The following is a 13,661-nucleotide window of genomic DNA, read 5'->3' as shown; positions in this document are numbered from 1 at the left end:
TGTCATGAGACAAGTCTTATCAAAACTAAATCATTCTTTTAGTAGTGTTTATAGTGCTATCACTTTAGTCATCATTTTTGTCCTTTATTTGGTCATAGGTGCGGTTGTCGATTATTTATATGGCCCGAAGATTTCAAATTCCCTAATTTTTAATGGCCCATTTTTTATCTTCTTACTTTCACTTGTAACATTATCATTAGTCGTAAGTTTTCTTAAAAAGTTTCCAATAAGAACTAGGTTACTAGGTATTCATTTAACACATATTGGTTTAATTACTATTTGTGTCTCGACGATAGTCTCAACTTTCACATCAGTTAAGGGTCATATAGAACTCTTAGAGAAGTCGGAAGTTAAAACTGCTATGCTCGATCAGTATCAAGCTCAATTAAGAGAGCGATCTAGCGGAAAAACTTTATATATTGATCTAAATTTTTCAGTAAGACCTCAAGGCCTTAATCTCGATTTTGGTCCGGTTTATCTAATTTCATACCTACCTTATAGCGAAAAATTTCACGCAAATTTTAAAAGTACAGGAGATAATAGTGCTGTCGTTTTGAAGGAGTCTCGCTACCTTTCGGGAGTTAATAGTGAGTTGATTTATCTTTCTTCAAGTCGTCTTGATCATCCAACTAGTATGAAGGATGGTAATTTGGAGATTGTTCTCTTTAATCAATCAATGCTCAATTGCTTGGAAAATTTATCAAATGTGAACCCTGCTTGTTCAGTGTACACAAGAAGAAAGTCAATATCATTGCTCAAAAAAGAATACTGTTTAACTAATAAATATGCTCTTAAAGAAGATGGTTTTTATTCTTTAGGTAATGAATGCAAAATGCAAAAAGTTAAGTTAGAAGTTGTTGGTGATAGTTATAAGTACCGCTTAAATAAATTTCTAGAGGATACTGGCCTAAAACTAGAATATCGCTATAGCAGTAATTTTAAAAAGCATGATAGTGACATTCTTAAGTTTTATGAGAAGGGAAATACTCAAAAAATTTATCAAATGAAATTAGGTGAAACGAGAGAGATTATTGATAGTGAAGGAAGATTCTATGATCTTAAATTTCATAATAAGGAATTTAAACTTCCTTTTGATATTCGTTTAGACAAAATCTCAAAACAAAATAATGAAAGTAGTTATGAACTTTCAATTTCAGATCAAAAATACATTTTAAACTTGAAGAATTCAAAAGCTAATATAAGTGGCTGGTTAATTTCTCTAGATCCACTAAGCCCACATACACCCAAGAAGGTTAAGTTAAATGTCTCTTTTGATCCAACTCGTATTTATAAAGTTATGGGGCTTGTCATCTTCGGTTTTTCCCTTTTGGTACTAGGTTTTCAACGACGAATTAGCTAAATATCCGAAATTACCAACAAAATTCCAGAGATAATGTAAAGTTAAGAGAGTTTATACATTTTCACTTTTAACTTTACCTTTCTTAAACTGACCTGAGTAGTCTCATTGGCTATAAGTTTCTCAAGAAAAAACATTATTTTTTAACAATTGAAAAACAGAGGGGAAACTTATGAAACACCTACTTTTAATTTTATGTGCAGTATTTTCTTTATCATCTTTTGCAAAGCTTCAATCATCAAGCATCGAAATAGATCGTTATGACACAGAGGAGCAGGCCAAGAAAGCATGTCTTGACGCAGAAGTTGAGTATGATGAAATCAAAGATATCAAAGTTGAAGGTATTGAATTTGAATTTATCACTAGAAAAAGTGGTAGCCATCACATTTGTGAAATCAGAACAACTCTTGATAGTTACGAGCAAGTACTATCTAAGAAGCAAATTAAACAGAAAATCACTAATAACTACGATAAGTCATATACTGAGTGTATGAAAATGAGAAACAGAATCATCAATACAACTATCGGATATGTTTTTGGAGATGTTGATTTCTACAAAAAAGGTATGTTCGGTGGCGGAAAATACGTATGTGAATTCAACTTTATTGTTGTGGAATAATCAAGAATTCTTAGGGGTTTGCTGATTGTTCTAGCATAATTGGGGGCTTTGTGAGGAGGCCCCCCTTTACTTATTTCATGCTCATTTAAATTCGATAGATTTTGTTCTATAAAGCAAAAATGAAAATAATCTTAGCTATTTATATAATCTTAGTTTCAAATGTATTCGCTCTTAACCTGAGTGAGAAAATTACTGTATCAGGGATCTCCTCAGGAGGCTTCTTTGCTCATCAGTTTCACATTGCCAATAGCAACCTAGTAGAAGGTGCAGCTATATTTGCAGCAGGCCCTTATTACTGCGCAAAGGGCTCTGTGGCCTTGGCGACAAATACATGTATGAAGGGAAATGGTTCCTGGGGCAGTGCTTATCAGTCGTATGTATTTGCCAGTGGATTGGCCATGATGGGCCTTATTGATCCTACGACAAATTTAAAAGATGATAAGGTTTATATTTTTTCTGGGCAAAACGATAAAACAGTCGTTTCTAGCGTAAGTGAAGAACTTAGAGACTTGTATGCTTTCTTTGGTGTTAAAAATCTCGAGTACGAAGGTACATTAGCAGCTGGCCATACTTATCCTACTGAAAATAAAGGAGTTGAGTGTGAGCTTTCAGAAGTTCCTTATATTGGAAATTGTAATTACAATGGTGCTTTGAAGTCGCTTAGTGCGCTCTATCCTGAAAAGAAGCAAAGGCGTTTTACTTTCAAAGGAAAAACAGTTGAAGTTGATCAGGCCAAGCACTTTACAGCTTTTGATGTTGGAGCATTCACGCCACTATTACAAGACAAGGCATATCTCTATATTCCTTCGCGTTGTAAAGGTGACAGAAAGTGTGACCTGCATGTAGCTTTTCATGGCTGTAAGCAAACTGTAGACCATATTGGCATGAGTTATATTAATGATACTGGAATAAAAGAAGCTGCTGATAAGCTTGATGTTGTTGTTCTTTTTCCTCAAGCAAAGAAATCAGTAATTCCTGGAAGAAATCCACACGGTTGTTGGGACTGGTGGGGACATTCAGGAGCAAATTATCACCTGAAAGATGGCCAACAAATGCGTATAATCAAGGCCATGGTCTTAGATATTTTACAAAAACCTTAAGTGTTTATTGAAACACTATATTTTTATGGTAAACAAACAGTATTGTGAGATATTTTGCTAAGTTAATATTTATTTTGATAACTATTTCGACTCCTGTAATAGCAGGCGAAGTCGTTGTCGATTTCTATGAATATTCAACTTATTCCAACGATCACATTGTTGACCAGGTCTATGAAGTAAGGTCTCAACTTGCTGCTACAACCAGAGGTAGCTTCTTTAACAAAGAATGCTTTAAAGAATATTATTCTAACTATCCAGATACCCCGACTACAGTTTCTTATCTACTTAAAGAGAATATCGCTTTTCCTATGATTGGTAAGAAGCGCTTAAACTTGGGGGACTTGCGCAAAACCTATTACAACGCAAAAAGCGAACTTCTATATCGTCTTGATAAGAAATGTAAAACAAGTGATTATCTCCTCGTACTCCTAAAGGGAAAGACATTAAAGGGACATTTATTCCAATCTGATTTTTATATTGAATTCGATAAAGATAAAATGTTTCTCATCTCTGGCCTTGAGAAAATCGAGCTCAAAGAAGATACACCTAATCAAGCAAGACTTACGCCGTCAACTCTACTTAAGGATGACTGGAAAAGTGTATGGCGTGAATTAGAGTTTAAAGAAAGCGGTTACGAAACAAATTTCTAAATTGGCCCATCCCTTGCAACTTATTACCTTGAATACTTAATTTGTTAAAGAATTTAGCACTTTAGAGGACTATGCCTGTTTCATTTTTGGACAGCTGGCCTATAGGTGTACAATTTTTAAAGGTAATGACTTATGAAAAAAACACTATCACTACTTGCATTCTTCTTGCTAAATTCTATGGCCCATGGAGCGATCTCAATTGCTGATCAGGCAATGGATAGTGTTGAGTACCAAGAGATTCGCCTGCATGAATATGGTGATCGTGCAGATCTAAGTCTTCGCTCACAAGGTGAATCAAAAGTTGAAGGAAAACTTTTTGCTGAAACTAAGGCAAAACTGGCGGCAACGAAACAAGCAAAGGCCAATGCTACTTTCAGTATAAAAAGAATTTGTGACAATAATGAAAAAATAGATTTTAGTAATTCAGACTGTTATATCGCAGGTGATATGGCCTATTGTTCTGTTGATGCAGATGTTGAGTGTATAGGTGTCAATAAGAAGGAACTTATTATTCAAAAAGTAAAGGCCGGACTACTTGATGCTTCGCCTGCTTGTGTGGATTACTTAAAAGAAGACTTTAATATTGATGATAAAGTCGTTGAATATTGTAATCAAATTTCTTCAAAGCAACAGTTTACTTGTGTTAGCTACTCAACAAGTTATTCGTCTTTTAAGGTTGCTAGTATTGCTGCCTGTTCTGCTTATGAGTTGGATGATGAAGAGGGGGCCAATTACGGATTATCTGTTCTTAGAAACTATGTTGGAAAAGGTGAGCTTGATATGAAATATCCTGCACCAACAGTTTCAGCTGTTCTTCTTACTGCTGCAATTAATACGAAAGAAGAGAAAAATTGTGTTGAGAATTACTTAAAAACAGGCACACTTAAAATAGATGAAGTTGAAAAATCTTGTATTAAAGACTCTCTTGTTGAACTAGATGCAAGAGAATATGAGGCACTTGGATTTGTTACTTCTCCAAGAACAGTTGAATACGGCCTAAAGAAGCCTGTTGCTGATACTGCAAGAGGAATCTTTGATCGAATTGGCGATATTTTAGGACTATAAAAGAAGGTTAATATGAGTACAATTCCAAGCTTAAAAACATTACCTGTAATCGGCAGTATTGGAGAGTTAGACTTCAAAAAGTGTCTATTTGATCAGCTTAATGAGAAAAGCAAGGTGCTTGGAGATTCATATCGTTTTAAAATTTTTCATAAAGATATTGTGGTAATCGGAAATTATGATCTCTATAAAGAAGTAATTGTTAAAAAAAGAAATACTTTTTTAAAAGGAAGTACCCTTAATGAGATTAAACACATCAATAAAGGGAGGCCCTCAATTCTTGATGCCGATGGGAAAACGTGGCAGGATTTAAGAGGGGAGTTAGTCCATTTCTTTACACCTAAGGTATTAGAAAACCTATATGATATTACAAGCAAGCGACTTGAAAAGTCACTTCCACTATTTGATGATCATTCAATTGTTGATGATGTTGAAGTATTGATGGGGAAAATTGCTTTGGCCATCACAAGTGAGTTCTTTATTGAACATAATTTTCAAATTAATAAAGAGGAAATTACAAATTCAAATGCAGATAGCGATAGTTTCTATTACTTTCAAAAATTTCTTATTGCTGAACTTACTAAGCGAATGAACTATGGCCCAATGTGGAAATACTTACCAACGCTTAGCAACCTACGATTTTCTAAATTTATTAAGGAAGGAAAACAATTTGTTCGTGAAAAAGTTGAGAAAGGAACAACTAGTTATACATTAATTACTCACTTAAAAAATCAAGGCCTAGATACTGAAGCAATTATCGGTCAAATATATGGCCTAGTAGGAGCTTCTTTTGAATCAACAGCGGTCTCTTTAACATGGGCCCTTTACTTTCTAGCTCAAAATCAAGAATTACAAAATGAATTATATCAAGAGTTAGCTACACTAGATCTTAACGATTCAAATTCAATAATTAAAAATGAATTCTTGGAAAATTATGTTGCAGAAACCCTTCGCTTAAGGCCGGCCTTCCCTATCTTGTTTAGAGAAGCAGCAGAAGATGAAGAGTTAACAAGCGAAGATATTACATTCAAAGTTAAGAAAGGGACAATCGTCTTTTCACTTCTGGGTAAAATCCTCAATAATCAAGAAATTTGGGGTGAAGATCACGATAAATTTAATCCAAAGCGTTTTAATCATTTAACAAGTGAGCAGAAGAAAGCATATATTCCTTACTCAACAGGAACACGTACTTGTCTAGGGCGTGAAATGGCAAGTATTGAAGTAAAGCTCATTCTTGCCCATATATTAAGAAGTTATCATATCAGGCCAGCATGTGATTTAGCGCAAGTAAAACCAAAGCAAAAATTTGTTTTCAGTAGTGATCGTGAAATTTCTTTAGAATTTATACGTCGATAAATCCAATTTATGTTAAAATTTAGGAATGAGATTTATTATAGTCCTTTCCTTATTTTTTAATACTTATGCAGCTCAAAAATTACGCCATAAGAAAGTTGATATCAATAAAGATGGTAAGATCGATCGCATCGAAATAAGTCTTGGAAAGAAAATTGTTGAAATTCAAGAAGATCGAAATGGCGATGGAAAATTTGAGTTTATCACGAAGTTCAACCTAAAAGAGATATACAAACAAACATTACAAGATACCAACGGTGATGGGAAAATTGATCGTAGGGTTAGTTATCGAAAACTAAATGATTCTCAATTTCAGGCAACAATTGAGGTTGATAAGGATTTTGATGGCGTCTTTGAAATAAATTATAAAAACACCCAAAGCTTAATTCAGAAACAAGAATGCCATTTACCACAATCGAAGTCTGTAATTGGCGAGCTATCTGCTCTTGTTAATAAAGTCAGTGCAAGCTTTGATGATGGATTCCTACCTACTGATTTTGGTTATCGCATTGAAAATGCTTGTCTTTCTAAATGGGGACAGGATTTTCCAAACTTCTTAAAGAGCTCTATTCATGACGGTATTGCATGTTTAAAAGAGCTAGGAAAAGATATTAAAAATCCCGTGGGTTCAACTCGCATTGCATATGATTTAGAACAACTTCTAAGTAAAAATGAAGTTACTGTAATGTGTACAGATCGTGCCGATGACATGAAGTACTGGGAAGGAACTCTGGCCTATGCTTCTGTTTCAGAAAAAACACAGGACGCATATGGTGGGAAAGTTAAACACCCTTATATGGCCATCAATCCTGGTCAACCCACATCTCTAGAGTTTACTCCTGAAGGTGATGCAGAAAGAAATGAACTTAGAAAAACTCTCTTCCATGAGCAACTTCATAACCTAGGCTATTCTCATGGCGAGGGATTTGAGTTTTCTTACGCTTGTGAGGACTGTTGCTTGTCTTATAATAGTGACGATGAAAAGGCACGAGTTGAAGCTGCTTGTCGAGTATGTAAGGGAGATTATAATAATGAAGGTGACGTTCGTTATGTAAGAGATTTCTTAGATTATTCAAAACATGCTTACCTATCAAGTAATGGAATGCGTGCCACAATAAACTATATAAAGGAAAATCCAGGAAGCATTGAAGCACAAGCGCTTCTTGCTCGTGCTCAAGGTGAATATTTTAATCCGATAGGATTGCACTTATCGACTTTAATTGTCTCTGATTGGGGGCCAAAAATGTATGATAATGAAATGGCCAATGAACTGATTGATAAAATTGAAGCAGAGAGTTCTGCTGATTATGCGGCCTACCCTTCAGCTCGAATTGTTGCTTCAGTATTTCATGAAGCCTATATTAAGCAAGATCCTGTAAAAACCTTAGAGCTACTTAAAAATAATATATCTGCGATAAAGGATAATTTAAATAAGAGAATGAAAGATACTGATATGTATAACGACTATTATGCATCTAGTGTTAAAGATTCGTTAAGTATTGTGATTGATGATCTCTACTTAAATGATCACCTCGGTCTCGGGACAGGACACACTCTTGAGCTACAGGAAATACGAAATAGCTTAAAAGAGGATGATTTTTACTAATGTCACAAAAGAAAATTCTGGTAATTTTAATACTAATATTTGTCACGACAATTATCGCGGCCATTGGCTTTGGAAAGTATAAAGAATATGTTGATTCTCAATTACTTGATAAGAGTCTCTTTGATGGATATGCGCAAAGGCCAATTGCTGATCTTAATAAGGCCATATCAACATTACAAATTTCTGCTGAAGCTAAGAAAACGATGACCGATTCACTTCATAAGGTTGTTGCCGCAATTGAGAACCTATACACTAGCGATGATAAGCAAAGTAATATCATGTCAGTCAAGATTTTACGCTGTTTCTATAGAGAGTTAATGTACACGCAAAAAGAATTTCAGTTAGATATTTACAAACTTATGCCGTTAAAGAAATCTTGGGATGAAATTCAATATCCAAAAAATACCTCAAAGACTTTCTTACAAAAGAAGATTGGAAAAATTGGTGTTGCGGCAAAGATCAATAATCAGTTTTGTTTTGAACAAGGCCTAGCTTCTAAGCAACGAGCGGAACCTAGTAGGAATACCGATAGCTTTAAGGGCCTATTTCATAAGTTAAATATTCTTAAAAAAGTACTTTGATGGTTGTTTAAATACACTTATGCCCGATGAGCTTCTTATGATTAAGTATCTCACTCTCCTTATATTTATAATTTGCTTTATCTTAGTCTCGGCTTTCTCTTGTTCTAGTAATAAGAAAGATGATGAGCGAAAGCCTAGTTCAGAGGAACTAAGTGATTATGAACGCCTCGATCAGAATTGGCGTGATAGGGGAATTGAGGCCCGAGATAACCTTGGTATGATTGAAAATCGTTTTGGCCAACAAGATATGTGTATCAAGGATTTTGAGCGAGCTTTTTATTACTTTGCAATACCTGAGCATGCCTATGTGCTAAAGGCCAAGCAATCTTCTGGTATGGTTTATACATTTAATATCTTACACGGTAGTGAGCTTAGAGATGACCCATCTTTTTTAAAAATGACTATGGTTAATTTCTACTATGACACTAAAGGTGCGCTGATAAAGGTGGATGTACCAATTCTTGCTAGAGGTTGGCGTATGCAAATGTCTTCTAAAACACCTAATGGTTTCATGATAGATAATTCGAAATGCTATTACTTTATTAATATAAATGATCCTTTTGAGTCAGGAGTACTTTCAGTTACGACAGAGGGCAAGGACATTTAATAATATACGCAGTTAGAAAATTAAGATTTTTTAAATATTTTGATTGTTACCTGTGGGCTAGCATCGTTTCATGAAATTTCTTATTGTATTTATTTGTTTCAATTTTAGTTCATATGCCTTGGAAGTTGATAGCTTCACACATCGCGATAAGGCCCTTGTTAAGGATGATGCTTTAGATGAAGTTAATAAGTACGTTAATGGAAAAATTAGATCGGCGGTTGCTGAAGCAAATCATGCGGATGAGATATTTGGACAATCATGTAGCGAATATACAATACGTCGAAAAGTTAAAAAGAAATTAGTTGCAAGTTTTAAAGGTTTCTTTGTCAGCGCTCCACTTCAACGCTATATCGACAAGGGAAGAATTGGAAAAGAATATCTGGTAAAGACAAAAAAGAGTGAGTCCATCTTTCGCTATATTCCACTTATCTATAAACCAATTTTGAATCTAACTCCTTACTCTCCATTACTAAAAGTAAATGATGCTCTAGTTGGAAGTGACAAATTTAGCCATCTATTTAATGTCGGCTACCTCTATTATCGAAAGTTAGAACATGGCCTATCAATTAAAGAGATAATTCACTATGGTAAGAATGCAGAAAATATCATGTGGGGAGGATTCTTTAATGGCATTGTTTCAAATGGTGATCTTGTCGCTAACTTTCAAGGGATGCGCTTTTATCAGAAACTCTTTGGTAAAGGAATTGATCCTCTTACTAATGAAGACCTCACTGGAACCGGTGTGATAAAATGTATAGACGGGAAATTTAAAGCAACTCGTGATATCGATATGGCCGATTTTGTTGATGAAGGAATGGATGAAGGGATAAATTGTAATTCCTATACATCGAAATTTATGCGTAAAAATATCAAGAAGGCCATGGACCAAATACCCATGTCTTGTCCAGTTGCAGTTGATCGCTGCTTAGCTATGGGAGAAAAGTATGCGGCCTTTAGTAAGTATCTTATTTATGGTGAGTGTCGCTAAAATCATGAACTTATCTAGTTTTTCTATTGTTTCCCTAAATATAAAATATTTTTAATGATTATTGTTGTTTCACCGATAAGTAGTAGTAATTACAGAGAGGTGACGGTTTGAAACTCAGAGTTTACATAGTTATTATTGTATTTATATCATGTTTTGGGTTTAGCTCATTTGCTAGATATGCCATAAAAAAAGATTTAAGTTATCAGATCCTTGATAGTCACTCAGATTACAATATTAAAAGCTCAGGTCATCAAAAAGAGAAACATACTCTTGTTTATGAGATCTTAAATACTCATGGGATCGAAAATTTTAAAATATTTAAACTTCCATATAATAAACTAAGTGTAAATCTTGATGTTCATTCTATTACTGTTACGAACAAGGGCAAAGAGGTTTCAGTAGACCTCTCTAAGGCACAAAGAACACCTGCATCACAATCAAATGATGGCCTAAATTCTAATTTCTACTATGCTATTCCTATTCCTAATCTTCAGGTGAATTCAAAGCTAAAGGTTGTTTATACAAAACAAACAAAAATTCCTCGTAACTTTTTCGATAATGTATTTACCTATGGAATGAATATATTAGAACAAAACTCAGTTGTTGAAATAAGCTCACAGGTTCCCATTCACATTAAAGAAAATGATCCTTCAGACTCTGTATTAGTTGAAACGACTGAATTAGACGGGATCTACAAAGTAAAGATTGTTCAGTTGAAACCATTACTTACAGTTCCAGTTAACGAGTATGGTGCAATTATGGAATATAAGGATGTTCATTGGGTGGTCTTAAGCTCTATTGATAATTGGTCTAAGTATTCTCAAATTTATTATAAAAAGTATGAGGATCGTTTAAAAGATGAGTTACCAAAAAATCTAAAATTAATAAAGGATAACGCAAGTAAGATTAATGGACTGGAAAAACAAGTTGATTATATTCTTGCCGAAATTGCTAAGAAATTCAATTACATTGGTGATTGGCGTGCTATTGGGAGTGGATATGTACCACGATCACTCAAAGATATCGCTTCTTCTGGCTACGGTGACTGTAAAGACTTCTCAATTAGTGTCATTAAAATATTACGAGAATTAGGTTACGAAGCACATACAGCTTTTGTAAAGCGTGGTGCCAGCGGTCACAGTGAATATATAGACATGACTCTTCCAAGAAGTAGTGCATTTAACCATGCAATAGTTCACATAAAGCATAAAGGTCAATCTTATTGGGTTGATCCAACTAACCCTAGCTCTTTCGGCCTATCTATTCGTGATGATATCGCAGACAGAAAAGCACTAGTTCTTTGGGACAAAAAAGATGTTATTCACAGTATTCCTGAGATTAATGGCAAGGATAATCTTATTAGTATTGATAAGAACTACGACCTTTTTGATGACCTAAACTTTGCTGTAAATGGAAAAGTTAAGTTTACTGGTTCAAATAAACTTCTACTTAGTGAGATAAAAAAACAAGGTGGAGACACTTTGGTGAATAAATTTCTTGTCGGTATTATGCGTGATATCGATACAGTAAATGAGATTGATTTTAAAGGCCTAGATGTCGATAAGTATAGTTTCAATAAAGATGTAGAAGCAAGTTTTTCATATAAAGATGTGTTAACTGATAGTGATAAGGATGGTGTCCCTATTAGCACTAAGGAAGCGAAGCCACTGACGACATTATCTAAGGCATTTTGGAGTAAGCATAGTTTTGCACGGTATCTTGGGCCAAAAATTTCATTTGAAAGAAATATTACAATAAATAATGCAAAACTCGGAGAATTCAACAAGTCTAACTGTTTAATTAGATCGAAATGGATCGATTACGAAAGCAAGATTAATTATAAAAACAATACTCTTAGTCTTTTTGAAAGTTATACAGTTAAAAAAAATGTGATCAGCAGAGCTGATATTAAAAGTGAAGAACACAATAAGCTTAATACTGAAATAGATAATTGCTTCTTTGGAGATATTGCCAAGTTTACATCAATGAATAGAGAAATTAAAAAAAGTGATCTCGTTGAAGTTGCAAAAATGAATGTCGATGAACGTTTAAAATACGTTAAAAGTAAAATAGCTGAAAAAGATGGTGGTGGGTTTAAGGAATTAGAATTGTTAATGGGTATCATAAATGATGATCCAAATAATAAGGAGGCCTTTTATCATGCAGCTAAAATAAATGAATCATTTTCTGTTGTTCGAGGGCCAGCTGATGTAGCAAAAATTAGATATGCCGACGCCCTTATTAGCAAGGCCATTAAGATTGATCCTGATTATACTGATGCAATTGTTGAGAAGATTTGGTTAACACATCGTTTAACACCAAAAGCAGATATGATACCTGTTGCTAAACAGATGATTGAAAAGTATCCGAAAGATAGGAATAAGTTCTATGCACTCATCGGAAAGATTTATAAGGATAAGAAGGATTATCAGAAGTCGATTGACTACTTCGAAAAGAGCATTGTCGATGAAGTTCGATATGAAAAGCTTTATAAAGCCTATAGTGATATTGGTATTAATTACGTTTACTTGAAAAAGTTTGAACTTGCTAGAGAGAAGCTTAAACAATGTTTAAGCCTAAGACCCAACTACCAGAGATGCGCTATAAGTATGAAGTATAGCTATGCTGATGAAAAGGACTTTGAAAATGCTATAAAGTGGGGAAAGAAGGCCTATGAGATAAAACAGAACGGATATGGAGTTGATGCGTATACTTATGCTCACATTGACTATGGAGCGCATCTAAGAAGAGAGAAGAAGTATGAATTGGCAATTACTCAGTACAAAAAAAGCTTGAAAATTAGGCAAACTGGTAAAGCATACCTTGGTCTGATCAAGTCATTAAATAAACTTAAAAGATATAATGAGGCATATGAGAATTTAAACCTCGCTTTCAAGAACCCTGAATATACTTACTATGTAAATGCTTTTAATAAACAGATGGTAGATACTTTAATAGCTCTAAAGAAGGATAAGGAGTTATTAGAGTTTTCACAAGAGATGAATCCAGAAGAGAATGATCCTGTTTATCAAACATATTTGATGGCCACTGCTGCTCATTACTTCGCTAAAAATAATCAAAAAGAAGAAATCTCGGTTTTCTACAAAAAAATGAAAATGCTCTTTAAAGTTAAGGAAGTTAAGGAGGATTACGAGTCAGTAAACTTTATTCTAAGTGTTGTTTATAACTATGCCTTCATGAGCTTTGATAAAGCCGCAATTCAATATGGAAATAATGTACTAGGTACACTATCAAAGTTATCAAAATCTGATGCACAAAAAAGTCTTACACAACAATATCGTGATCGATTTGCTATGTTTACTCCAGAACGTATAGAGCAAGAAAAGCAAAGACGAAATATCGCATCAGTTCTCGGTGATGGTGATAATCAAAATCTAAATTTGGTAATAAATATTATTTTACATTACAAAAAAGAATTTTCTTTGATTTGCGTATTACTTTTAATTCTAGTGTTACATAAAAGACACAAAAGGATCATGGCCGAAAAAGAAAGGCGTAGAAAAAGAAGGAAGAAAAAAAGAAAAGCACTAACTAAATCGACTAAAGACAAGATTGCATCGTAACAATAGTGTCTATTGCTATAATTTTAATGTCGCTTAAAAATATTTACCGTGACAAATTTTGATCTCAAAAACATGACATGTTTCTAGGTTTAAAGTAACATATAATATATCTAGGCATAATTGGAGTTATGCCTAGATATAAAAAAATAGAAAT

11 protein-coding genes are annotated in these 13,661 nt (G+C 34.1%); all 11 read left to right on the top strand.

Going from position 1 to position 13,661, the window contains the following annotated elements:
• The first annotated feature begins 4 nt into the window (after positions 1-4).
• Complete coding sequence (locus ACMAYL_RS01690; protein WP_412470649.1) at positions 5-1,360, top strand: hypothetical protein; 1,356 nt, start codon at positions 5-7, stop codon at positions 1,358-1,360.
• Between the two features lie 169 nt (positions 1,361-1,529).
• Positions 1,530-1,976 carry a hypothetical protein gene (locus tag ACMAYL_RS01685; RefSeq protein WP_103217249.1) on the top strand — a complete coding sequence of 149 codons (447 nt, stop codon included), beginning with the start codon at positions 1,530-1,532 and terminating at the stop codon, positions 1,974-1,976.
• 119 nt (positions 1,977-2,095) lie between these two features.
• Positions 2,096-3,076 carry a PHB depolymerase family esterase gene (locus ACMAYL_RS01680; RefSeq protein WP_412470648.1) on the top strand — a complete coding sequence of 327 codons (981 nt, stop codon included), beginning with the start codon at positions 2,096-2,098 and terminating at the stop codon, positions 3,074-3,076.
• A gap of 74 nt (positions 3,077-3,150) precedes the next feature.
• On the top strand, positions 3,151-3,726 hold the full coding sequence (locus ACMAYL_RS01675) for a hypothetical protein (protein ID WP_103217247.1): 576 nt from the start codon (positions 3,151-3,153) through the stop codon (positions 3,724-3,726).
• A 132-nt stretch (positions 3,727-3,858) separates the two neighbouring features.
• Positions 3,859-4,791 (top strand): hypothetical protein, encoded by a 933-nt coding sequence (locus ACMAYL_RS01670; protein WP_412470647.1) that lies wholly within the window; start codon positions 3,859-3,861, stop codon positions 4,789-4,791.
• A 12-nt stretch (positions 4,792-4,803) separates the two neighbouring features.
• A complete protein-coding gene (locus tag ACMAYL_RS01665) occupies positions 4,804-6,144 on the top strand; it encodes a cytochrome P450 (RefSeq protein WP_412469563.1) in 1,341 nt (446 codons plus the stop codon).
• A gap of 25 nt (positions 6,145-6,169) precedes the next feature.
• Entirely contained in the window at positions 6,170-7,747 is a 1,578-nt protein-coding gene (locus tag ACMAYL_RS01660) for a hypothetical protein (protein WP_412470646.1), read from the top strand.
• Positions 7,747-8,328, top strand: a complete 582-nt coding sequence (locus ACMAYL_RS01655) for a hypothetical protein (protein ID WP_412470645.1) — start codon at positions 7,747-7,749, stop codon at positions 8,326-8,328. The genes ACMAYL_RS01660 and ACMAYL_RS01655 overlap by 1 nt, the downstream gene beginning before the upstream one ends.
• 37 nt (positions 8,329-8,365) lie before the next feature.
• Positions 8,366-8,935 (top strand): hypothetical protein, encoded by a 570-nt coding sequence (locus tag ACMAYL_RS01650; RefSeq protein ID WP_103217242.1) that lies wholly within the window; start codon positions 8,366-8,368, stop codon positions 8,933-8,935.
• Positions 8,936-9,005: 70 nt separating this feature from the next.
• Entirely contained in the window at positions 9,006-9,923 is a 918-nt protein-coding gene (locus ACMAYL_RS01645; RefSeq protein ID WP_412469560.1) for a hypothetical protein, read from the top strand.
• Positions 9,924-10,030: 107 nt separating this feature from the next.
• Positions 10,031-13,507, top strand: a complete 3,477-nt coding sequence (locus ACMAYL_RS01640; RefSeq protein WP_412469559.1) for a DUF3857 domain-containing protein — start codon at positions 10,031-10,033, stop codon at positions 13,505-13,507.
• The last annotated feature ends 154 nt before the right edge of the window (positions 13,508-13,661 follow it).

The organism is Halobacteriovorax sp. RT-2-4, from assembly GCF_047085445.1.
GTDB lineage: Bacteria > Bdellovibrionota > Bacteriovoracia > Bacteriovoracales > Bacteriovoracaceae > Halobacteriovorax_A.
The sequence above is the reverse complement of the archived record's forward strand: the minus strand, read 5'-3'. Positions and strand labels throughout refer to the sequence as shown.

Coding starts and splice junctions, on each gene's coding strand:
- ACMAYL_RS01650 (WP_103217242.1), top strand. CDS start 8,366: ATGATTAAGTATCTCACTCTCCTTATATTTATAATTTGCTTTATCTTA.
- ACMAYL_RS01680 (WP_412470648.1), top strand. CDS start 2,096: ATGAAAATAATCTTAGCTATTTATATAATCTTAGTTTCAAATGTATTC.
- ACMAYL_RS01655 (WP_412470645.1), top strand. CDS start 7,747: ATGTCACAAAAGAAAATTCTGGTAATTTTAATACTAATATTTGTCACG.
- ACMAYL_RS01685 (WP_103217249.1), top strand. CDS start 1,530: ATGAAACACCTACTTTTAATTTTATGTGCAGTATTTTCTTTATCATCT.
- ACMAYL_RS01645 (WP_412469560.1), top strand. CDS start 9,006: ATGAAATTTCTTATTGTATTTATTTGTTTCAATTTTAGTTCATATGCC.
- ACMAYL_RS01670 (WP_412470647.1), top strand. CDS start 3,859: ATGAAAAAAACACTATCACTACTTGCATTCTTCTTGCTAAATTCTATG.
- ACMAYL_RS01690 (WP_412470649.1), top strand. CDS start 5: ATGAGACAAGTCTTATCAAAACTAAATCATTCTTTTAGTAGTGTTTAT.
- ACMAYL_RS01665 (WP_412469563.1), top strand. CDS start 4,804: ATGAGTACAATTCCAAGCTTAAAAACATTACCTGTAATCGGCAGTATT.
- ACMAYL_RS01660 (WP_412470646.1), top strand. CDS start 6,170: ATGAGATTTATTATAGTCCTTTCCTTATTTTTTAATACTTATGCAGCT.